Consider the following 21,103-nt stretch of genomic DNA (forward strand, 5'->3'; position numbering starts at 1 on the left):
TGTGGAATTTTTTGCAAATATAAAAAGCTTCCCGGTTAGAAGAAGCTTTTTATATTGTTTTTGTATATATTTTAATAATTATATACTATTTAAATGCTGGAATTCCAGTTACATCCATTCCGGTTATCAATAAATGTATGTCGTGAGTTCCTTCATAAGTAATCACACTTTCGAGGTTCATCATGTGGCGCATGATCGAATATTCGCCTGTAATTCCCATTCCGCCGAGCATTTGTCTGGCTTCGCGGGCAATGTGAATCGCCATGTCGACATTATTACGTTTGGCCATTGATATTTGAGATGTTGTTGCTTTGCCTTCGTTTCTTAAAACACCTAAGCGCCAGGTTAATAATTGCGCTTTTGTGATTTCGGTAATCATTTCTGCCAGTTTTTTCTGCTGTAACTGGGTTCCTCCAATTGGTTTTCCAAACTGAATTCTTTCTTTTGCATAACGCAAAGCGGTATCGTAACAATCCATAGCGGCACCAATTGCTCCCCAGGCAATTCCGTATCTAGCAGAATCTAAACAGCCAAGCGGCGCTCCTAATCCTGATTTGTTTGGTAATAAGTTTTCTTTAGGGACTTTTACATTATCAAAAATCAATTCGCCGGTTGATGAGGCACGAAGTGACCATTTATTATGAGTTTCCGGAGTTGTAAAACCTTCCATACCGCGTTCTACAATTAAACCGTGAATTCTTCCTTCTTCATTTTTTGCCCAAACCACAGCAATATCAGCAAAAGGTGCATTTGAAATCCACATTTTGGCACCATTTAAAAGATAATGATCTCCCATATCTTTAAAATTGGTGATCATGCTTCCCGGATCTGAACCGTGATCTGGTTCTGTTAAACCAAAACAGCCCATAAATTCTCCAGTTGCTAGTTTTGGAAGGTACTTCATTCGCTGTTCTTCATTTCCGTATTTCCAAATTGGGTACATTACTAAAGAAGATTGTACGGATGAAGTAGATCTTACACCAGAATCGCCACGCTCGATTTCCTGCATAATCAAACCATAAGAAATTTGGTCTAAACCTGCACCGCCATATTCTACCGGAATATAAGGTCCAAAGCCACCTATTTCGCCAAGCCCTTTAATGATTTGTTTTGGAAATTCTGCTTTTTGAGCGTATTCTTCAATAATAGGAGAAACTTCTCGTTTAACCCACGCTCGGGCAGATTCGCGAACTAATTTATGTTCCTCTGTCAATAAATCGTCAAGGTTGTAGTAATCTGGAGCTTGAAATAAGTCTGGTTTCATTTGTTAGTAATTTATAAAACAAATTTACGCAATAAAAATATAACAAAATGGATTTGTTTTGTGATATTTTTCTATGCCCTAAACAAAATTAATAGGAAATTGGCAAATTAAATGTAGCTTATTGAAAATTTATGCGCTATTTTTGAATTCCAAAAACATAATAAATGAGGCTGATCATCTCTTTTTTGCTTTTTCTTGTTCTAAATGCTTCTTTTGCGCAGCAGAAGAAAGAATTAACAGAACAGGAATATTTACACTTGCAGGATAAAATTCGGCTAAATGCGAATATAAATATTGATAGCGCCTTCGTATATGCCAATAAAATGGCTCAATCCAGTAATAATAAGCATTTAGCTTTTGCAAATGCATCATTGTCATATTTACTACAATTAAAAGATAACACTACAAAATCCAAAGAAAAATATCTTTTGGCCTTTAAATATTTGGATAAAATGCCCGAATCCAGAGATAAAATACGCCTTAAATCGTATTTATACAATTATGGAGGGTTAATAGAATTTAAAAGGGGTAATTATAGCGAAGCACTTGAAAATTATCAGCAGGGAATGAAGCTTTCTATACAGCTAGAAGATATTATTCAAATTGTAAAATTTAAAGGAAATATTGCTTTCGTGAATGAAGCAGTTGGTAATTATCAATTGGCAATTAAAAATTTGCGACAACTTGATATTGTAGTAGATCAAAACGAAAATCTGTATACCAAAGAACAATATAATACGATAAAGAGTAACAATAATATTACTTTAGGGGGTTCATATGAAAGTAGTTATATGAAAAATCAAAATAAAAAGTATTTGTTAGACTCTGCTGAATATTTTTATAGAAAAACGATTTCATACTCACAGAATATTCCATTTAATAAAATAGCTGCTAAAACAAGTTTGGGTAACATTTATTCCTTTAAAAAGGATTTCAAAAATGCGGAAAAAACCTATTACGACATTATATTTATTGCTAAACAAAACAATATTCAAAGAGGAATAATGATTGCCAATTATAACCTTGGTAATTTGTATTATGAAATAAAAAAATACGACAAAGCACTTGTGTTTTTGAAAAAAGTAGATTCTATTTCCCGAGCCAATAATTCTAAAGATGAGAGTTTTTTAAAATCAAATTATTATTTGGCTAAAATTTATAATATAAAGAAAGAGCCAGAATTAGCATATAAACATTCTAAAATTTATTTAGATAACTATGAAAAATCAGAAGCAAAATTAAATAATGAAGCTTTAGAAGTTAACTACAAACTCGGAACTGGAGATCTCAGTGATGAAATGGTTACTATTCAGAAAAAATTTGAAAACGAAGTATTGCTAAATAAAGCATTAAAAGTGTTTTATGTTTTACTTGTAGTAGGAATTGTCTTTTTATTGGTAAAAAACATAAGAGATAAAAATAAGGCGCATAAAAAAATGAATGCTTTAATTGAAGAATTTAAAGCTAATTTAGAGAAAAAAGAGAATCCAGTAGTTGTAGAAATTGAAGAAGAGCCGGAATTAGAGGATATTCTTCTTAAAAAGGAAAATGTCAATTTGAGTATTGATGAAGCCAAAGAGAATAAAATAGTCGAAAAATTATTGGCTCTCGAAAATAAATTGGAGTATTTAAATGCCGATTTTACTTTGTCTTACGTTGCTAAAAAAATAAAAACCAACACCACTTATTTATCTTATGTAGTTAATAAACGATTTGGGAAATCATTTGGTGAATATTCTAATGAACTTAAAATCAATTATGTTATTAACGAAATGATTACCAATCATATGTATCGTAAATATTCTACTCAGGCAATTGCAGAAAGTGTAGGATTTAAAAATGCGGTATCTTTTGCAAAATCATTTCGCAAAAGGACTGGAGTATCTCCAGCCCAGTTTGCGAATAATATTTAATTTTCTATATTTATTTAAGGTGTTCCGGTACCTTTTAATTGATTTGGATCTATTGGTCCCGTTTCTCCGTCACCGCCTTTAATCGCTTTTTGTTGACTGTCAGATAGTTTTTCTACCTTAAAATTCTCGAATTTTAATTTTTTACTTGTCATAGTTGTATTTCTTTTTGTTATACATTAAGCTATCATTTTATAAATTACCAGACCCTGTACCGCCTTTAATTGGGTCGATAATTTCCTCTGGTTCATCTCCTCCTCGAACTGTTTTTTGTTGTTTTTTTGTCAATTTTTCTACTGCAAAATCCTCTAGTTTTAATGTCGTACGTGTCATGTTTTTACGTGTTATGGTTATTGATATTTCAAAACTAGACAAAAAGCAAAACGCTTAATCGAAAATGGGCTTTTGCGATATTTTGCAAAGATAAATTTAATATAATTATTTGATATACAATGCATTGTATGATTAATTCAGACTGATATAATTTATAAATTGTATGTAGTATAATTAATAAAATGTGTGCCTTTGGGCATTTTTTTCCAATAAAAACAACAATCTTTGCAATGTCATTACGATTTAAAAGGCGAAAAAAGATGTTAAAATTAGTACAGAAATTTCTTCAAATAAATAAGTACTCGGAGGTGAAAAATGAGTTCAAAGATTTGTTTCTTTCTCATCCTAACTATCCAAGCTTATTTGCAATAACAGACTCGTTAGATTTGTTATCTGTGGAGAATGCAGCTGTAAGAGTTTCGAAAGAACAAATCGAAAATTTACCATCTAATTTCCTTGCTTATTTTAAAGAAGAATTGACTTTGGTAGAAAGAGCAAAAGATTTTGTTCGAATAGATACAATCAAAAAAGGAATTCAAAAAATATCATACGATAACTTTCTTTTAGACTGGAATGGGGTAATCGTCGCAATTGAACCTAATAATGTAGTTGCAGGAGAAAATTTTAAAAATGAATATAAAGATGTAAAGTATTATTTGCCTTTATTGATTTTAGCTGGATTTTCAATTTTCTACAATACATATAATGCATTTAGTTTTACGTTCTTGATTACATCAATTTTAGGATTGATTGTTAGTGTTTTTATTGTTCAGGAAAAATTAGGCTTTAAAACCAATATTATTTCAAAGTTTTGCAATTTAACCTCAAATACTTCTTGTAGTTCGGTTATTAATTTTGATAGTAATTCTAACAAATGGGTTAATTTTTCAGATTTACCGCTTGTTTTCTTTGGTTCATCGTTCCTTGCTATTTTGTTAAGACCTTCAGATTCGGCAATTTTTGTAGGCTTTTTAAGTTTATTGGCTATTCCAATTATTGTAACCTCAATTTGGATACAAAAATTTGAAATTCAAAAATGGTGTGTAATGTGTCTGGCAGTTTCATTTCTGATCTTTTCACAAAGTATTGTTTGGTTTGCTTCAGATTTGTTCACATTGAGTTTTAGTTTGACGAATATATTGCCTTTTGTATTTTCATTGGTTCTTCTAACATCGGTTTGGTTAGTAGTAAAACCAGTCGTAAAAAACATATTGAACAGCGATAATAATGTAAAAGAGCTTAAGAAATTTAAAAGAAATTATTCTTTACTGAATTTCTTATCCAAAAAAATACCTAATCCAAATGGATTAGAAGACTTGAGAGGTTTGCATTTTGGAAACAGAAATGCTGCAATTAAACTTTCGATCATTTTAAGCCCGAGTTGCGGACATTGTCATAAAACATTTCAGGAGGCATTTGATCTGGTGTTGAGATATCCTGATAAAATTTTTCTGAACATATTATTTAATGTTAATCCGGAAAATGTTGAGAATCCTTATAAAATTGTTGTCGAAAGACTTTTAACAATAAACAGAGCAACACCGGGAAAAATTGTAGAAGCAATTTCTGATTGGCACATTAAAAAAATGGGTCTTAAAAAGTGGTTGAAAAAATGGAATACCGAGCCGGTTAGTATGATGATTAGTCAGGAAATACAAAAGCAATACGACTGGTGCTCTAGAAATAATTTTAATTATACACCAGTAAAAATTGTAAATGATAAATTATTTCCAAATGAATATGAATTACATGAACTGAAATATTTTCTAAACGATTTTGCAGAAGAGGTAGAAATTGTTGAAGAACTTGAAAAAATAGCTTAGCACTAATAGTATTCTTGCGCATGGATAGACAGCACTTCAAATGTCTTAAAAGGGATTGAAGGTATTAACCCAAACAAAAAACTATTGTTATGTTAAAAAACATTTTAAACCTGGAAGGAGCAAAAGAGCTTACCAAAGAAGAAAAAAAAGTAATCAAAGGCGGATTAGCATGTTATGAAGACGGAACATGTCCGGCAGGATCTATTTGCGAATATGATTCATGGCGTTGCATAAGAGTCTAAATTAATAGTACTGAATTAACAGAGAAAATTAGTTTTCTCTGTTAATTGAAAAAATGAATAGTTAGTTATTGTTTAAAAATATATATAAGGAAATTATGCTAAAGAACATTTTAAACTTGGAAGGAGCCCAAAGGCTAAGTACAAATGAACAAAAAAACATTTTTGGAGGTTTACCTGTTCAGCCAGCTAATTGTTCATGTTTTTGCATGAACGGAACAAAGAAAGTAAATGCATATTGTTATGCATTATGTCCAGGCGGATCAATTCCTGGAATATCAGAAGGTAGCACGGGAGATTGCGGTTATCCTTTTCCTCTTCCTCCTGGAATAGAATAATTTTAAAATAGAAAATCAATGTTAAAGAAAATTTTAAACCTCGATAGCGCTCAAAAAATAACAAAAATAGAGCAAAAAACAATGACAGGAGGAATCCCTGAATGTTGGGTTTATGCAATCCAAGCAGGATGTGTGTTAGTCTCAATTAGCGAAACGTGTCCTTTTGATACAAAGTCAGGAGCTTGTGATTCAAACCGACTTTGCTGTTAATTTTCTTAAACTTAAAAATAAATAATAATACAAAAATACAGCCTTATTAGAATTTAGTCATGTTTTTTTTAATTTGTAGGCGCTCGATCGTGGAACATTGAGCAAATATCCCCACATTGATGATTGGTGTCGGGATTCTCAGGAAAGGTGGTCACTGAGTTGGTTTTAATTGGTTAGGGCTAACCAGTGCCATATCCTAGAGAAAGTTTGTATTACTAAATTTACACTTTTTTAGATAGAGAAGAGAGAAATATACATTTCTCTCTTTTTTTAAGCAAAAAAATAATATTGTGTGAATTTTAGTATAAAAAAAGACAGATGCTTCAAATGTCTTAAAATGATTGAAGTACTAACAAATCAAAAAAACTAATTATGAAAAAACTAAAAGATTTAAAAGGAATTGAGGTTTTAAGTAAAAATGAGCAAAAAAGCTTAATCGGAAAAGGCGGACCCATTGCCTGCTATTGCCCTGATGGCACTTTTGCCGGTATTGATACATCTGGTGAAGGATGTGGAGGTATTATTGATCATAATTGCCCATTAGATTCATAAAAGTACTTTGAATAAAAATTTATAAGCGTTTTAAACTTATAAAAAACAATAAAGAAAGCTTTGTTATTAATTAGCAAAGCTTTTCTGTTTTAAAAAAGATATAAAGTTCTGGTATTTAATTGTTTATCTTAATTGATTAAAGTGGTAAATTTGATTTAAAATGAAAACTACTTTTAAGATATTTAGATAAGGAATTTTCTTTTTTTAAGAATTTTTGTATAATATTGCTGTTAAATAAACCCAAATTTAGAATTGAAAAAATTCACCCATTACAAACAGGCCGATTATAAAGATTGTGGCCCTACATGTTTAAAAATTATTGCTAAACATTATGGCAAAACAATCCATATTCAGGAGTTACGCGATAGCAGCGAAACAACTCGTGAAGGAAGTAATTTGCTTTTTTTGAGCGATGCAGCAGAGAAAATCGGTTTTAGAACGTTAGGCGTCAAACTAAACGTAAAAAGGCTTGAAGAAGCCCCATTGCCTTGTGTTCTGCATTGGAATAAAAATCATTATGTCGTTCTTTATAAAATTAAAAAGGGAAAATATTATATCTCTGATCCCGGTTTTGGTTTGATCGAATATAATGAAGAAGATTTTCTTAAATTCTGGATAGGAAACAATGCCGACGAATCGACTCAGGAAGGAATCGCATTACTGGTGGAAGCAACGCCAAAATTTTTCCAGTCAGAATTTGACAAAGAAGAAAATAAAGGTTTGGGATTTGGCTTATTGGCACAATATGTTTTGCGCTACAAATCATTCTTAGTACAATTAAGTATAGGTTTGCTGGCGAGCAGTTTATTACAGCTAATTTTTCCGTTTTTAACCCAAAGTATTGTTGATATTGGGATACAAAACCAAAATATTCATTTTATATATCTGATTCTTTTTGCGCAATTATTTCTTTTTGCCGGAAGAACGGGTTTAGAACTCATCAGAAGCTGGATTTTACTGCATCTTTCAACCCGAATAAACATCTCACTAATTTCGGATTTCTTTATTAAGCTAATGAATCTGCCTATCTCATTTTTTGATGTCCGCATGACGGGTGATATTATGCAGCGTATTAATGACCATCGAAGAATTGAAAGGATTCTGACGACTTCATCCTTAAACGTATTATTTTCTGTAATTAATATGTTTGTTATGGGAGGTGTTTTGGCTTACTTCAATCTTCAGATTTTCTTTGTTTTCTTTGCCGGAAGCATTCTTTATTTTGGCTGGATAACCTTGTTTTTAAAAAGAAGGGAAGTTCTGGATTACAAACGTTTTGCTGAGGTTTCCCAGGAACAAAGCAAAGTAATGGAACTTATAAACGGAATGCAGGAAATCAAACTCCACAATGCAGAAAAACAAAAACGCTGGGGTTGGGAATATGTGCAGGCAAGACTTTTCAGGGTTTCGATAAAAGGATTGGTTTTAGAGCAAACCCAAACTATTGGATCATCTGTAATTAATGAGTTAAAAAATATTTTCATCATTTTCCTTTCGGCCAAATTAGTTATCGATGGCTCCATTACCCTTGGGATGATGCTTGCGATAAGCTCTATTGTGGGAAGTTTAAACGGACCAATTACACAGCTTATTGAGTTTGTGAGAGAGCTTCAGGACGCTAAAATATCTTTGGCAAGATTGTCTGAAATTCACGAAAAAGAAGATGAAACCCAACAAGAAGAACATCAAACAAACGATGTTCCTTATGATGCTGAAATTGATATAAAAAATATTACCTATCGGTATTTAGGATCAGATATTCCGGTGCTGGAAAATTTGAGTTTAGTTATTCCGGCCAATAAAGTGACCGCAATAGTTGGCGTTAGCGGAAGCGGAAAAACAACGTTAATGAAATTATTACTCAAATTTTATGAACCAAATGCCGGTGAAATCAATATTGGAAATACACAATTAAAAAACATTTCCCAAAAAGCATGGCGATCAAACATTGGAGCCGTTATGCAGGAAGGATTTATTTTTAGTGATACAATTGCCAATAATATTGCGATTGGAGTTGATAAAGTCGATAAGGAGCGATTAATTTATGCGGCTGACGTTGCCAATATAAAAGAATATGTAAGTGGTTTACCGCTTGGATACAACACAAAAATTGGTTCGGAAGGATTGGGAATGAGCACAGGTCAAAAACAACGATTACTGATTGCCAGAGCCGTTTATAAAAACCCCGAAATATTGTTTTTTGATGAAGCCACTTCAGCTTTGGATGCTAATAATGAAAGGGAAATTATGAGAAAACTGGATATTTTCTTTAAGGATAAAACGGTAGTAGTTATTGCGCATCGTCTGAGCACAGTAATGAATGCTGACCAGATTGTGGTTTTGGATAAAGGAAAAATCATAGAAATTGGCTCACATTCAGCGTTGGTAGAACAAAAAGGAAATTATTTTGAGTTAGTTCGAAATCAATTACAATTAGGAAATTAATCATGGCAGAAGATACATTCGAATTAAGAAGTGAAGAAGTTCAGGACATTCTCACCAAAGTACCACATTGGATGATACGTTGGGGAACGGTTTTGATATTCGTGATACTTTTCATGCTCTTTTTTGTATCCTGGTTTATTAAATATCCGGATGTTGTAAATACTGAAATTGTGATAACGACTAATATTCCGCCGGAAAAAATTGTTTCTAAAACATCGGGACGTATTGAAGCTATTCTGGTTAAGGATAAGTCGATAGTACAAAAGAATGCAACGCTTGCGATTATTGAAAATACAGCTAATTATAAAGATGTTTTTGCATTAAAAAAAATAGTCGACAGCTATAACATTAACGATTCCAAGAAAGATTTTCCATTTGCGTCGCTTAAAAATACGCAGCTGGGAGAAATAGAAAGCGCATATGCTGTTTTTCAAAAAGATTATCAGGCACAGGAATTAAATGAAAATTTGCATCCGTATGAAGTCGAAAGCAGGGCTCAGATTTCAGAAAAAATTCAGTTGAAGGAAAGACTGGATATTCTGCAGGAACAAAAATTACTAAATGAAAGCGAGCTGCAATTGCAAAAAAATGAAATTGCCCGTTTTGAAACCTTATTCAATAAAGGAATCATTTCCGCTCAGGAAATGGAAGCCAAGAAATTAGGATATCTTCAGGCTCAAAAGAATTATAAAAGTCTTTTAACGTCTATTTCTCAATTAAGATCTTCTTTGATTGATAATACAAAATCAAGCCAGAGTTCGCATATAAACAGCACTAAAGAAGAAGTGAATCTGGAACGCGGCATGGCACAGTCTTTTTATCAGCTTAAAAAAGTAATAAAAGACTGGGAACTTAATTACACATTGAAATCGTCTGTTAGTGGCGTTGTAACTTTTTTGCAGGTTTGGACAGAAAATCAAACTATCAATGCCGGAGATAATGTTTTTTCGATAATTCCCGACACAAAAAATGGTTTTATTGGAAAAGTAAAAGCTCCCGCATTAAATTCAGGAAAAATAAAAGTGGGACAAAAAGTAAATATTCGACTGGCGAATTTTCCGGATAGGGAATTTGGAGTTTTATATGGTAAAATTCAGAATATCTCTTTGGTTCCGGATAAAGACGGAAATTTATTATTAGATGTTGCTCTTCCAAACGGATTGAAAACTTCTTATAAAAAACAAATTTTGTTTCAGCAGGAAATGAAAGGAAGTGCAGAAATCGTAACCGAAGATTTACGCTTGCTGGAAAGAATTTTGTATCAGTTCAAGAGTATTTTTGAACAGGTTTAAAATTTCAAATAAAATTCCTTAGTAAGTTCAATATATTCAGGAGTATAAACGTGTCTGTCAATTTCGATAATTAATTCATCAATTTCAATTTCAGAATTTTCATTTCGGCTAAAAGCCAATAAACTGCGTTTGATTTCTGATGTTGGAGTTCCTTTTACGCGTGTAATTTTAATTGGATATAATTCAGATTCTTTCGCTAAAGCAATAAATTTTTGTTCTTCTTTATAAGGAAGAATAATAGCAAAAATGCCGTTTTCTGAAAGTAATAAGTCAGCTGCTTCAACTAATTCATCAAAAGGCATTGCGTCTTGAAAACGAGCTAAGTCGCGTTGTTCATTTTCAGTTTTATAATCTTTTGCATAAAAAGGCGGATTCGAAACAATCAAATCATATTCGTCTTCCGGTTCTTCAATAAATTCATCTAAACCGGCATGAAAGCAAAATAAACGATCACTCCAGGGAGAATTTTCAAAATTTTCAACTGCTTGTTCATAAGCTTCTTCATCAATTTCAAGAGCATCAATTTGTTCAGCATGTGTTCGCTGAGCCAGCATCAAAGCAATAATCCCGGTTCCTGCGCCAATATCCAATACACTAAATGGATTGTGATTTGTTGGAGCCCAAGAGCCTAATAGAACACCGTCTGTTCCAACTTTCATAGCGCAACGATCTTGTAAAACCGAAAATTGTTTAAACTGAAACATTTTGATTTATATTTATAAATGAAAATTTTTAATAGAAAAAAGGAAGCAGTTGTTTTTTCGATTTAACAATTAACCGATTTAACAAATTAACTTTTTTAAAGGTACATTTCAACAAGCCCTTCTGGCAAGTTCATAATCACTTTTTTATTCTCGCGGTCAATTTTTACTAAGAAATGGTCGATCATCGGAATTAGTATTTCGACTTCTCCATTTAATACTTCAAAAAGAGGTTGAGCTGTTGTATCGTTAACAGCAACAATTTTTCCGAAAACACCTAAACGCTGATCTTCGATTTCAAAACCAATTACTTCGTGAAAATAAAATTTGTTACCGGAAAGTTTTGGTAACATGCTTAATGGAAGATAAATAGCATTGCCAAGTAAGGCGTCTGCTTCTTCTTCGCTATTTACATCTTCAAAACGAATTCTGAGAAAATCGTTTTTATGTAAAGAACTTGTTTCAATAAAAAAAGGAACCAAGTGTTTGTTGCATTCAACAAACACTGATTCCAGATTTTCGTATAACTCAGGTTCATCCGTGTCTAAATAGGCCAGGACTTCACCTTTGAAACTAAATTTTTTAGCGATTTTACCTAAATAAAAACATTCTTCTTTACGCATTATCGCTAACTAAAATTATGCTTCAGTTGTTTCGTTATTTTCTTCAGCAGCAGGAGCTTCTTCAGTAGCAGCTTCCGCTTCAACTTCAGCAACTTCTTCTTCTGCAGCAGGAGTTGCAGCAGCGATAGCATCAGCTTCAGCCTGAGCTGCAGCAGCTAAACGTTTAGCATTAACTTCTTGCTCTGCTTTAAAAGCTTTAGCTTTAGCATCAGCTTGCGCTTTTGTTAAACCGTCTTTTTTAGCATCAACTTTTCCAGCTTTAGCTTCTAACCAGGCAGCTAATTTTGCATCTGCTTGTTCTTGAGTTAAAGCTCCTTTACGAATACCTCCATCAAGGTGGTGTTTCAATAAAGCTCCTTTGTATGAAAGGATTGCTCTTGCAGTATCAGTTGGTTGTGCACCATTGTGTAACCATTTTACAGCGCTATCAAGGTTTAAGTCGATAGTTGCAGGGTTAGTGTTTGGATTGTAAGTACCGATTTTCTCTAAGTATTTACCATCTCTTTTTGAGCGTGCATCTGCAGCTACAACCCAGTAAAAAGGTTTTCCTTTTTTACCGTGTCTTTGTAATCTAATTTTTACTGACATAATCGTATGATTAAATTTTGAGGTACTCGACCTCTGTTAATTAAGGGCGCAAAGATATAATTTTTTTCTGAATTGTGCGTTCGAAAGTTTATTAAAAATATCTGAACTAAATTTTTCCTAATTTTTTGTTGTTTTTTGAAAAGTGTTTTTAAATATTTATATTGAATATGATACTTTTGCTATAAAATTCATCTGCATGAAAAAGTACTTTTTTTTATTTTCATTACTTCTTATAATTTCATCTTGTACCGAAGATGTAAAATTTAACAATCCGGCATTTCAAACCTTAAAGGATAATGTTTTTTGGAGAGCTCAAAGTTATGAAGCTCAAATCTCTCAAGATGGCAGAGTAGCCATTTCCGGATTTTTAGGATACGAAAAGATTGGACTTCAGCTGCCTTCTACAGAAGCTACGACATATACAATTGGCAGTGACAATAACACAAGAGCATTCTTTTATAATGAACTTGGTACAACATCTTATGTGTATAGCGCGGGAACCGATATGGGAAATGGACAAATAACAATTACAGAATACGATACTGAAAACAAAACCATTTCGGGAACATTTAAGTTTAATGCGGTAAAAACAGCAGAAAATGATACAGAAAAGACCAATATAAGCTTTACAGAGGGTGTTTTTTACAAAGTTCCCGTTACGCTATCGACTGTTTTTGAAAATTAATTCAGAAATAAATCAATTTATTTTTTGAAAACGGTGTTTTTAAATCTAAATAAAAACATAAATAAACTAATATATAGTAGATTAGAGAAAAATAAGACTACATTTGCTACATTATTATAAATAAGTACATATGAACATTTTTGTTGGAAGCCTTCCATTCAGTATTGAGGAAGCAGATTTAAGAGAGTCTTTCGAGGCTTACGGAGCAGTAGATTCAGTTAAGATCATTACTGATAAATTTACTGGAAGAAGCAAAGGTTTTGGTTTCGTTGAGATGCCAAACGATGCGGAAGCTCAAAAAGCAATTGATGAATTGAACGGAGCTACTGTTCAAGGTCGTGCAATTGTGGTTAATAAATCTGAACCTAAACCTGAAGGTGAAAGAAGAAGCTTCAATAATAACAGCCGTGGTGGAGGTTATGGTGGAGGAAACAGCCGTGGTGGAAATGACCGTGGTGGTAACAGAGGAGGATATTAATATTTTTTTCTAAATATATAAAAGGGATCAACGAAAGTTGATCCCTTTTTTTATGGGTAATTTTTTTGTTTCAAGTTTCAAGTTCGAAAACCTGAAACAAAATAAACTACAAATTAGCTACAAGCCAATCTCCAACCTCACTTGTTTTGTAAGCTTTAGATCCTTTTGCAGCCAGATCTTCTGTAACAACTCCTTGCTCTAATGATTTGTTTACAACTGCTCTGATCGCTTCGGATTCTTCTTTAAGTCCAAAAGCATCTTCGAACATCATGGCAGCAGATAAAATAGTCGCCAGCGGATTAGCAATATTTAATCCTGTAGCTTGAGGATAAGATCCGTGAATTGGTTCGTATAATGAAGTATGTTCTCCAACAGAAGCAGAAGGCATTAATCCCATAGAACCTGAAATTACAGAAGCTTCATCTGTTAAAATATCTCCGAATAAATTTTCTGTAATTAATACGTCATAAGAGTTTGGCCATTGAACCAAACGCATGGCAACAGCATCAACAAATTCGTAAGAAACCGTAACTTCAGGATAATCTTTTTCCATTGCCTGAACTGTTTCTCTCCATAAACGTGAAGTTTCCAAAACGTTTGCTTTATCAACGCAGCATAATTTTTTGCTACGTGTCATCGCTAATTCAAAACCTTTTTTAGCTAAACGCTGAACTTCGGCTCTTGTGTAAACACAATTGTCAAAAGCAGTTTCGCCGCCGTCTTTTCTTCCTTTTTCTCCAAAATAAATTCCGCCTGTTAGTTCTCTTAAGAAAACTAGATCCGTTCCTTCGATTCTTTCTCTTTTTAACGGAGAATTATCAATCAAAGATGGAAAAGTAAAAGTTGGACGCACGTTTGCAAATAACCCTAATTTTTTACGCATTAATAATAATCCTTGTTCCGGACGAACTGGTGCACTTGGATCGTTATCATATTTCGGGTGACCAATTGCTCCAAATAAAACTGCATCCGCTTTCATACAAACTTCATGCGTTTCATCAGGATAAGGAACTCCAACGGCATCAATTGCACAAGCTCCGGTTAAAGCCGGCGTCCATGTTATTTCGTGATTAAACTTTTTTGCAATAGCATCAGATACTTTTACAGCTTCATTAATTACCTCAGGACCAATTCCGTCTCCTGCTAAAAGGGCTATGTTAAATTTCATTTTTTTAAAGATTCTAAGATTCTGAGTTTCTAAGGTTCTAAGTTTTTTCTTAGTAAGTCAGAATTTTAATTTATAATTATTTTTAGGTTATTATTTTTTCAAAGTTTTTGAGTTTCGAAGATTCAAAGTTTTTTAATCTCAGAATCTTAGTCCCTTAGCAACTTAGCATCTTAGGCTATCACATTCAACATTTTTTGAGTTGCAATAATTGCTGCAACCGTTTGATCTGAATCTAATCCGCGGGTTTTAAATTCTTTTCCGTTGTTTACCCAGGTGATAATCGTTTCGCATAAGGCGTCAGAACTACTTCCAGGTGGAATTCTCACTGCGTAATCAATCAATTTTGGAAGCGTTAATTTTTTGCTTTTATAAATCTTCGTCAATGCATTCATAAAAGCATCAAACTGACCGTCGCCCTGCGCATTTTCTTCAATGATTTCATTTCCAAATTTCAGGCATAAGGTAGTCGACGGACGCATTCCTTTTGAGTGTACTAATATATAGGACTCAATTTTTATTTTCTCTTCGTAAGTATGACTGTCCAAAACATCAGAAATAATATAGGGAAGATCTTCCTTAGTAACAGTTTCTTTTTTATCGCCTAATTCGATAATTCTTTGAGTAACCAATTTCAAATCTTCCTGATTTAATTTTAAACCCAATTCCTGAAGATTTTTTTCGATATTGGCTTTTCCCGAAGTTTTTCCTAAAGCGTATTTTCGTTTTCTTCCGAAACGTTCCGGAAGCAAATCATTAAAATATAAATTGTTTTTATTATCTCCGTCAGCGTGGATTCCAGCCGTTTGTGTAAAAACATTATCACCAACAATTGGTTTGTTGGCAGGAATTCTGTAACCGGTAAAAGTTTCTACCAATTTGCTGACTGTATAAAGAGAAGTTTCTTTTATGTTGATGCTAACTTCCGGCAGGTAATCGTTTATAACGGCAACCGTGCTTTCCAGCGGTGCATTTCCGGCGCGTTCGCCCATTCCGTTTACTGTAACGTGAAGTCCGTTTATGCCTGCTTTTACAGCTTCCATAACATTGGCAATACTTAAATCGTAATCATTATGAGCATGAAAATCAAAATGAATCTGTGGATATTTAGCTCTGATTTTTGATAGAAATTCAAAAGTCAATGATGGAATTAAAACACCTAAAGTATCAGGTAATAAAATTCTTTTAACAGGTTGAGTGGATAAAAAATCCAAAAATTGAAAAACATAATCAGGAGAATTTCTCATTCCATTGCTCCAGTCTTCCAGATATACATTGGTTTCAATATTGTTTTCTTTTGCTAAAGAGATGATTTGAGCAATTTCAGAAAAGTGTTGTTCCGGAGTTTTTTTTAATTGATGCGTTAAGTGATTCATTGATCCTTTTGTCAACAAATTCTGCACTTTGGCGCCGGCTTGTTTCATCCATTCTATGGAAACTCCGCCGTCAACAAACGAAAGCACTTCAATACGATCAATATATCCTCTTTCGGTTGCCCAGGTTGTAATGCCTTTTACGGCTTGAAATTCTCCTTCGCTCACACGGGCAGAGGCAATTTCGATTCTATCAATATTTAATTCCTCCAACAATAATTGTGCAATGGTTAGTTTTTCTGCAGCAGAAAATGATACTCCGGAGGTTTGTTCACCATCACGAAGCGTCGTATCCATTATTTCAATTTTTCTTTTTTCCATATTGATATTCTAATTTCTAATGCGCTGGATAAAGTAATATCCATACTTTGATTTTAACGCTGATTTTACGGATTCGCTTTGCGAAGACGCTGATTATGACGGATTTTTACTTTAGTTAAAATAAAATCAGTTTTTATCCGCGTTTTTGCGATAGTAAATCTGTTTTATCCGCGTTCTGTGTTTTCTAATTTAATTTAGAAAGACCCGATAGGTTTTGAAGCCTGTCGGGTCTAATAGACTGAATACTATTTCTATTAGTAAGGAAGTTTATCGGCGAAAGCCACAATATCTTCTTTAATATTTTGCAAATAATCAATGTCATCAAAGCCATTAATCATATTGTTCTTTTTGTATCCGTTGATTGCAAAAGATTCTTGCTGACCAGTTGCCAATAAAGTAATGGTTTGGTTTGGCAAGTTGATTTCTAATTGAGTGTTAGGATCAGCTTCGATTGCTTTGAAAATAGTATCAGCAAATTCCGGGCTAACCTGAACTGGCAAAACACCAATATTTAAACAGTTTCCTTTAAAGATATCGGCAAAGAAACTTGAAACTACAGCTCTAAAGCCGTAATCGTAAACTGCCCATGCAGCATGCTCTCTTGAAGATCCTGAACCAAAGTTTTTTCCTCCAACAAGGATTTTCCCGCTATAAGTTGAATCGTTTAAAACGAAATCAGCTTTTGGAGTATCATCTCCGTTATATCTCCAGTCTCTGAAAAGATTGTCTCCAAAACCTTCACGCTTTGTAGCTTTCAGGAAACGAGCCGGAATAATTTGATCTGTATCTACGTTCTCAATTGGCAGCGGCACTGCACTGCTGGTAAGTATATTAAATTTATCGTATGCCATTTTAATTTTAGATTTTTGGATTTTAGATTTAGATTTTCTCACTGGGGTGAATTTCTAAATGCTAAAATTTTTTGTATTAGTAATGTAAATGAATTTTATATGAAGTTGTTTAGATAAGAGTTTTACACAAAGTGAAAATCTAAAATCTAAACTCTCCAATCTAAAATAGCTCTCTAGGATCTGTTAGTTTTCCTGTAACAGCGGCAGCGGCAGCCATAATTGGACTCGCTAATAATGTTCTTGAACCAGGACCCTGACGACCTTCAAAGTTTCTGTTTGAAGTGCTTACAGCATATTTTCCTGCAGGAACTTTATCGTCGTTCATTGCTAAACAAGCAGAACAACCCGGCTGACGTAATACAAAACCAGCTTCTGTCAAAATATCTAAAATACCTTCTTCCTTAATCTGAGCTTCAACAACGTGGGAACCCGGAACTAACCAAGCGGTAACATTATCTGCTTTTTTTCTTCCTTTTACAATTTCGGCGAAAGCCCTGAAATCCTCAATACGTCCGTTTGTACAGCTTCCTAAGAAAACATAATCAATTGGTTTTCCAATCATCACATCATCTTCGTGGAAGCCCATGTAAGCAAGCGATTTTTTATAAGTTTCCTCACCGCCTTCAACCTGATTGGCGTTCGGAATATGTTTTGAGATACCAATTCCCATTCCTGGGTTAGTACCATAAGTAATCATTGGTTCAATATCTGAAGCGTTGATGTTTAATTCAGCATCAAAAACAGCATCAGCATCCGTTTTTAGAGTTTTCCAATACGCAACCGCTTTATCCCAAGCTTCGCCTTTTGGAGCGTATAATCTTCCTTCAAGGAAATCAAAAGTAGTTTGGTCAGGCGCGATCATTCCACCACGCGCACCCATTTCGATACTTAAATTACAAACGGTCATACGACCTTCCATAGTCATGTTTTCAAAAACATCTCCGGCGTATTCAACAAAATAACCTGTTCCTCCGGAAGTAGTTAACTGAGCAATAATATAAAGAGCAACGTCTTTAGGGCCAACACCTTTACTTAACTGACCGTTTACGTTGATACGCATTTTCTTTGGTTTAGGCTGCATAATACATTGCGTAGAAAGCACCATTTCAACCTCAGAAGTTCCGATACCAAAAGCAATCGCTCCAAAAGCACCGTGAGTAGACGTGTGAGAATCACCACAAACAATAGTAGCACCCGGCAAAGTAATTCCGTTTTCAGGACCAACTACGTGTACAATTCCATTTTTAATGTGACCTAATCCCCAGTGCGAAATTCCGTATTCGTTGGCATTATCTTCAAGTGCTTTAAGCTGGTTGGCTGATAAAGCATCCTGAACTGGTAAATGTTGGTTTATGGTTGGTGTATTGTGATCTGCAGTTGCAAAAGTACGCTCAGGATATAAAACCTTAACGCCTCTTTCTTTTAATCCTAAAAAAGCAACAGGACTCGTAACTTCGTGAATGAAATGGCGGTCAATAAAAAACACATCTGGTCCATCTTCAATTTTACGCACTACATGTGAATCCCATACTTTGTCAAATAATGTCTTACTCATTTTTTATTTTTTTTAATTGTAATTTCTATAATCACAGCAATTCCTGATAATAGCAAAACAAAAGTAAAAAAAGATACAAAGTGGTCAATTTCAATATTTCATTATATACGATACCCAAACTAAAATACAAATTGAGAATCGGTATTTGATACTTCAGATTTGACAGAAAAATGATTTAGAAATTGATTTTCTTTTTCTTTTTCAGCTGTAATTTTGCCTAATTGTGTTTTGTTTTAATAGTTTGCAAATTTATCTTAAAATCAGTATAAAATATAAGAATTAATTCGAAAAAATGTAACAAAATGAATAAAAATAGTAATAATTGTCAGTTTGGTTTCTTTGTGAAAGTGATGCTTTTGTAGATTTTGAACGCTTTTAAAGTAGTTTTTTGAGTGTTATTTAGATTCAATAAACAGCCTCAATACTACGACATCCAAGTGGTGTTTTTTTATGAAATTTTATGTATTTTAAGAAGAAAAAGGATTTGTTGGCAAAGAAAAATCACATATAATTTGGAAGACTAATTCAGGGAATTTTTAAACTCTAGCGGAGTAAGACTTGTTTTCTTTTTGAAGAGTTTGCTAAAAGACTGCGGATATTCAAAACCCAATTGATAGGCTATTTCTGCTACCGAAAGATTGGTCGTCATCAGGAAATCCTTTGATTTTTCGATTAGTTTTGAATGAATATGCTGTTGCGCATTTTGTCCGGTTAAATTTCGAAGCATGTCGCTCAAATAATGAGTAGAAACATTAATTTTTGAAGCCAGAAAATCTACCGTAGGCAATCCTCTTTTTAAGGTTTCAGCATTATTCAGATAATTATCAAGAGTTTCTTCTACTTTAAGTAACAGATCGTGGCTGATTGTTTTTCGGGTAATGAATTGACGTTTGTAAAAACGATTGCTGTAATTGAGCAAAACGTCAATATAAGAAACAATTACATCCTGGCTCATCTCGTCTATTGCGGTGTGAAGTTCATTATCAATACTTGTCAATAATCCAGTAATAATTGTTTTTTCGCTATCAGAAAGATGAAGCGCTTCGTTGGTATCGTAGGAGAAGAAACCGTATTTTTTAATGTTTTTCCCCAAAGGATAATTTCTAATAAAATCAGGATGAAAAAGAAGTGTGTAACCAAAATATTCAACACCTTCGTGATTATCTGTAAAAATCAATTGATTGGGAGAAGCAAACATTAATCCGCCTTCGTTAAAATCATAATAACCCTGACCGTAACCCATTTTTCCATTGGTAGAAAACTTATAGGATATCTTATAGAAATCGAGCAAAAAAGAAGTGTTTGTTAAATCGGCATTTATGACAAGCTGCCTGTTATCAACCAAACTTATCATAGGGTGAAGAGGCTTTGGCAACTTCAATAAACTATGAAATTGTGATATCGAGGAAATTTTTGCAGGATTGTTGTTTTTCTTTTCCATAATATAAAAGTATAAAAATTTCAAAACTAATACCGCACAGATTATCAAAACCTGAACGGTATCAGTGTAATAAATTATGCTCCCAAAAATTGTTTTCCGAATGCAGCACGAAAGACCTCGTCACCTTGTTCCAGTCTTTGTTTGTAAAGTGCTTTTGCATCTTCTCCGGCTACATATCTTAGTTGGGTTTTTCCGTCTGTAGCAGCTTCGTAAACTACATCGGCAATTTGTTCTGCAGTTGATGCCATTTCGAACATTACATCTACATTTTCAAACATTTTATTTGCCATTGCTTCATATTCAGGTTTCACTCCGGTATCAAGTGATCCGTGAAGAAATTCTGTTTTAATACCACCCGGAGAAACCGTTTTAATATTTATTCCAAACGGATTTAATTCATACGCCATACTTTCGCTCCAGCCTTCTAATCCCCATTTTGTGGCGTGATATACAGATCCTAACGGGAAAGAAATCAATCCGCCGATAGAAGTTGTTGAGATAAATAATCCGCTTTTTCTTTCTCTGAAATAGGGAATAAAAGCATTCGTAACACGAATTACGCCTAATAAATTAGTATTAAGCTGTTTTGTAATCTGATCGTCAGATAGACTTTCCAAAGGACCAATCAAACCATAGCCGGCATTGTTAAAAACGACATCAATTTCACCTAATTCTATAGCTTTTTGAACCGTGCTTTGTATTTGCTCATAATTAGTAACGTCCAACGGTAAAAGCGTTACATTGTTTAAGTTAGAAAGTTCTGTTTCTTTTTCAGGATTTCTCATGGTTGCGATTACATTCCATCCTTTTTGTTGAAATAATTTTGCTGTAGCTTTTCCTAATCCTGAAGAAGCGCCTGTAATAAAAATAGTTTTCATAATAATTTGTTTTAAATTGATAAGGCAAAGTTCAGGAT

At 33.5% G+C, this 21,103-nt stretch carries 22 protein-coding genes and 1 pseudogene; 10 read left to right on the plus strand and 13 right to left on the minus strand.

The genetic code is table 11. The features are described 5' to 3' along the window. Window positions 1–85 precede the first annotated feature (85 nt). Window positions 86–1,264: an acyl-CoA dehydrogenase family protein gene (locus AC3QL1_RS06435; RefSeq protein ID WP_492496118.1), complete on the minus strand. Its 1,179-nt coding sequence runs from the start codon at window positions 1,262–1,264 to the stop codon at window positions 86–88. Between the two features lie 1,441 nt (window positions 1,265–2,705). Continuing rightward, a pseudogene (locus AC3QL1_RS06440) lies at window positions 2,706–2,768 on the minus strand (hypothetical protein); the annotation flags it as partial. Window positions 2,769–2,910: 142 nt separating this feature from the next. Here AC3QL1_RS06440 and AC3QL1_RS06445 point away from each other — a divergent pair. Beyond that, a complete protein-coding gene (locus AC3QL1_RS06445) occupies window positions 2,911–3,177 on the plus strand; it encodes a helix-turn-helix domain-containing protein (RefSeq protein ID WP_492497538.1) in 267 nt (88 codons plus the stop codon). Window positions 3,178–3,191: 14 nt separating this feature from the next. Here AC3QL1_RS06445 and AC3QL1_RS06450 read toward each other — a convergent pair whose 3' ends face one another. Together AC3QL1_RS06450 and AC3QL1_RS06455 are read right to left on the minus strand one after the other, a co-directional pair. Next, a complete protein-coding gene (locus AC3QL1_RS06450) occupies window positions 3,192–3,329 on the minus strand; it encodes an rSAM-modified peptide (RefSeq protein WP_492496120.1) in 138 nt (45 codons plus the stop codon). A gap of 37 nt (window positions 3,330–3,366) precedes the next feature. Next, window positions 3,367–3,507, minus strand: a complete 141-nt coding sequence (locus AC3QL1_RS06455) for an rSAM-modified peptide (RefSeq protein ID WP_492496122.1) — start codon at window positions 3,505–3,507, stop codon at window positions 3,367–3,369. Window positions 3,508–3,767: 260 nt separating this feature from the next. On the opposite strand from AC3QL1_RS06455, the gene AC3QL1_RS06460 reads away from it, so the two are divergent. The 7 genes from AC3QL1_RS06460 (at window position 3,768) to AC3QL1_RS06490 (ending at window position 10,406) form a co-directional block, all read left to right on the plus strand. After that, complete coding sequence (locus AC3QL1_RS06460; RefSeq protein WP_492496124.1) at window positions 3,768–5,330, plus strand: vitamin K epoxide reductase family protein; 1,563 nt, start codon at window positions 3,768–3,770, stop codon at window positions 5,328–5,330. Window positions 5,331–5,419: 89 nt separating this feature from the next. Next, window positions 5,420–5,572, plus strand: coding sequence for a hypothetical protein (locus AC3QL1_RS06465; RefSeq protein ID WP_492496126.1), 153 nt, complete (start codon window positions 5,420–5,422; stop codon window positions 5,570–5,572). Window positions 5,573–5,667: 95 nt separating this feature from the next. Next, window positions 5,668–5,907 carry a hypothetical protein gene (locus AC3QL1_RS06470; RefSeq protein ID WP_492496128.1) on the plus strand — a complete coding sequence of 80 codons (240 nt, stop codon included), beginning with the start codon at window positions 5,668–5,670 and terminating at the stop codon, window positions 5,905–5,907. Window positions 5,908–5,925: 18 nt separating this feature from the next. Beyond that, a complete protein-coding gene (locus AC3QL1_RS06475; protein ID WP_492496130.1) occupies window positions 5,926–6,117 on the plus strand; it encodes a hypothetical protein in 192 nt (63 codons plus the stop codon). Between the two features lie 372 nt (window positions 6,118–6,489). Beyond that, on the plus strand, window positions 6,490–6,669 hold the full coding sequence (locus AC3QL1_RS06480) for a hypothetical protein (RefSeq protein WP_492496131.1): 180 nt from the start codon (window positions 6,490–6,492) through the stop codon (window positions 6,667–6,669). A gap of 252 nt (window positions 6,670–6,921) precedes the next feature. After that, a complete protein-coding gene (locus tag AC3QL1_RS06485; protein ID WP_492496133.1) occupies window positions 6,922–9,114 on the plus strand; it encodes a peptidase domain-containing ABC transporter in 2,193 nt (730 codons plus the stop codon). 2 nt (window positions 9,115–9,116) lie between these two features. Then, complete coding sequence (locus AC3QL1_RS06490) at window positions 9,117–10,406, plus strand: HlyD family secretion protein (protein ID WP_492496135.1); 1,290 nt, start codon at window positions 9,117–9,119, stop codon at window positions 10,404–10,406. On the opposite strand, the gene AC3QL1_RS06495 is transcribed toward AC3QL1_RS06490, so the two are convergent. The 3 genes from AC3QL1_RS06495 to AC3QL1_RS06505 all read right to left on the minus strand — a co-directional run bounded on the left by AC3QL1_RS06495 (window position 10,403) and on the right by AC3QL1_RS06505 (window position 12,318). After that, window positions 10,403–11,110, minus strand: coding sequence for a tRNA1(Val) (adenine(37)-N6)-methyltransferase (locus AC3QL1_RS06495; RefSeq protein ID WP_492496137.1), 708 nt, complete (start codon window positions 11,108–11,110; stop codon window positions 10,403–10,405). The two genes, AC3QL1_RS06490 and AC3QL1_RS06495, sit on opposite strands and share 4 nt — an antisense overlap. A 95-nt stretch (window positions 11,111–11,205) precedes the next feature. Further along, window positions 11,206–11,730 carry a ribosome maturation factor RimM gene (gene rimM / locus AC3QL1_RS06500; RefSeq protein ID WP_492496139.1) on the minus strand — a complete coding sequence of 175 codons (525 nt, stop codon included), beginning with the start codon at window positions 11,728–11,730 and terminating at the stop codon, window positions 11,206–11,208. Window positions 11,731–11,745: 15 nt separating this feature from the next. Next, complete coding sequence (locus AC3QL1_RS06505; RefSeq protein WP_492496141.1) at window positions 11,746–12,318, minus strand: 30S ribosomal protein S16; 573 nt, start codon at window positions 12,316–12,318, stop codon at window positions 11,746–11,748. Between the two features lie 196 nt (window positions 12,319–12,514). Here AC3QL1_RS06505 and AC3QL1_RS06510 point away from each other — a divergent pair, with 196 nt between their 5' ends. Continuing rightward, entirely contained in the window at window positions 12,515–13,003 is a 489-nt protein-coding gene (locus tag AC3QL1_RS06510; RefSeq protein WP_492496142.1) for a DUF6252 domain-containing protein, read from the plus strand. 130 nt (window positions 13,004–13,133) lie between these two features. Next, window positions 13,134–13,481, plus strand: a complete 348-nt coding sequence (rbp, locus tag AC3QL1_RS06515) for an RNA-binding regulator (RefSeq protein WP_492496144.1) — start codon at window positions 13,134–13,136, stop codon at window positions 13,479–13,481. A 106-nt stretch (window positions 13,482–13,587) separates the two neighbouring features. On the opposite strand, the gene leuB is transcribed toward rbp, so the two are convergent. From leuB to AC3QL1_RS06545, 6 genes are all read right to left on the minus strand, one after another. Beyond that, complete coding sequence (gene leuB / locus AC3QL1_RS06520; protein ID WP_492496145.1) at window positions 13,588–14,649, minus strand: 3-isopropylmalate dehydrogenase; 1,062 nt, start codon at window positions 14,647–14,649, stop codon at window positions 13,588–13,590. Window positions 14,650–14,819: 170 nt separating this feature from the next. Next, window positions 14,820–16,340 carry a hydroxymethylglutaryl-CoA lyase-like TIM-barrel protein gene (locus tag AC3QL1_RS06525; RefSeq protein ID WP_492496147.1) on the minus strand — a complete coding sequence of 507 codons (1,521 nt, stop codon included), beginning with the start codon at window positions 16,338–16,340 and terminating at the stop codon, window positions 14,820–14,822. Between the two features lie 254 nt (window positions 16,341–16,594). Then, on the minus strand, window positions 16,595–17,191 hold the full coding sequence (gene leuD / locus AC3QL1_RS06530; protein ID WP_029271626.1) for a 3-isopropylmalate dehydratase small subunit: 597 nt from the start codon (window positions 17,189–17,191) through the stop codon (window positions 16,595–16,597). 160 nt (window positions 17,192–17,351) lie between these two features. After that, complete coding sequence (leuC, locus tag AC3QL1_RS06535; RefSeq protein WP_492496149.1) at window positions 17,352–18,746, minus strand: 3-isopropylmalate dehydratase large subunit; 1,395 nt, start codon at window positions 18,744–18,746, stop codon at window positions 17,352–17,354. Between the two features lie 520 nt (window positions 18,747–19,266). Then, window positions 19,267–20,187 (minus strand): helix-turn-helix domain-containing protein, encoded by a 921-nt coding sequence (locus AC3QL1_RS06540; protein WP_492496151.1) that lies wholly within the window; start codon window positions 20,185–20,187, stop codon window positions 19,267–19,269. Window positions 20,188–20,261: 74 nt separating this feature from the next. Beyond that, entirely contained in the window at window positions 20,262–21,065 is an 804-nt protein-coding gene (locus AC3QL1_RS06545) for an SDR family oxidoreductase (RefSeq protein ID WP_492496153.1), read from the minus strand. Window positions 21,066–21,103: the final 38 nt, after the last annotated feature.

Source organism: Flavobacterium sp. GW823-FHT04A11, assembly GCF_058796535.1.

Excerpts from the sequence above, each read along its gene's own strand:
- AC3QL1_RS06435 (WP_492496118.1), bottom strand. The coding sequence starts at position 1,264 with ATGAAACCAGACTTATTTCAAGCTCCAGATTACTACAACCTTGACGAT.
- AC3QL1_RS06450 (WP_492496120.1), bottom strand. The coding sequence starts at position 3,329 with ATGACAAGTAAAAAATTAAAATTCGAGAATTTTAAGGTAGAAAAACTA.
- AC3QL1_RS06455 (WP_492496122.1), bottom strand. The coding sequence starts at position 3,507 with ATGACACGTACGACATTAAAACTAGAGGATTTTGCAGTAGAAAAATTG.
- AC3QL1_RS06460 (WP_492496124.1), top strand. The coding sequence starts at position 3,768 with ATGTTAAAATTAGTACAGAAATTTCTTCAAATAAATAAGTACTCGGAG.
- AC3QL1_RS06465 (WP_492496126.1), top strand. The coding sequence starts at position 5,420 with ATGTTAAAAAACATTTTAAACCTGGAAGGAGCAAAAGAGCTTACCAAA.
- AC3QL1_RS06470 (WP_492496128.1), top strand. The coding sequence starts at position 5,668 with ATGCTAAAGAACATTTTAAACTTGGAAGGAGCCCAAAGGCTAAGTACA.
- AC3QL1_RS06475 (WP_492496130.1), top strand. The coding sequence starts at position 5,926 with ATGTTAAAGAAAATTTTAAACCTCGATAGCGCTCAAAAAATAACAAAA.
- AC3QL1_RS06480 (WP_492496131.1), top strand. The coding sequence starts at position 6,490 with ATGAAAAAACTAAAAGATTTAAAAGGAATTGAGGTTTTAAGTAAAAAT.
- AC3QL1_RS06490 (WP_492496135.1), top strand. The coding sequence starts at position 9,117 with ATGGCAGAAGATACATTCGAATTAAGAAGTGAAGAAGTTCAGGACATT.
- AC3QL1_RS06495 (WP_492496137.1), bottom strand. The coding sequence starts at position 11,110 with ATGTTTCAGTTTAAACAATTTTCGGTTTTACAAGATCGTTGCGCTATG.
- rimM (WP_492496139.1), bottom strand. The coding sequence starts at position 11,730 with ATGCGTAAAGAAGAATGTTTTTATTTAGGTAAAATCGCTAAAAAATTT.
- AC3QL1_RS06505 (WP_492496141.1), bottom strand. The coding sequence starts at position 12,318 with ATGTCAGTAAAAATTAGATTACAAAGACACGGTAAAAAAGGAAAACCT.
- AC3QL1_RS06510 (WP_492496142.1), top strand. The coding sequence starts at position 12,515 with ATGAAAAAGTACTTTTTTTTATTTTCATTACTTCTTATAATTTCATCT.
- rbp (WP_492496144.1), top strand. The coding sequence starts at position 13,134 with ATGAACATTTTTGTTGGAAGCCTTCCATTCAGTATTGAGGAAGCAGAT.
- leuB (WP_492496145.1), bottom strand. The coding sequence starts at position 14,649 with ATGAAATTTAACATAGCCCTTTTAGCAGGAGACGGAATTGGTCCTGAG.
- AC3QL1_RS06525 (WP_492496147.1), bottom strand. The coding sequence starts at position 16,340 with ATGGAAAAAAGAAAAATTGAAATAATGGATACGACGCTTCGTGATGGT.
- leuD (WP_029271626.1), bottom strand. The coding sequence starts at position 17,191 with ATGGCATACGATAAATTTAATATACTTACCAGCAGTGCAGTGCCGCTG.
- leuC (WP_492496149.1), bottom strand. The coding sequence starts at position 18,746 with ATGAGTAAGACATTATTTGACAAAGTATGGGATTCACATGTAGTGCGT.
- AC3QL1_RS06540 (WP_492496151.1), bottom strand. The coding sequence starts at position 20,187 with ATGGAAAAGAAAAACAACAATCCTGCAAAAATTTCCTCGATATCACAA.
- AC3QL1_RS06545 (WP_492496153.1), bottom strand. The coding sequence starts at position 21,065 with ATGAAAACTATTTTTATTACAGGCGCTTCTTCAGGATTAGGAAAAGCT.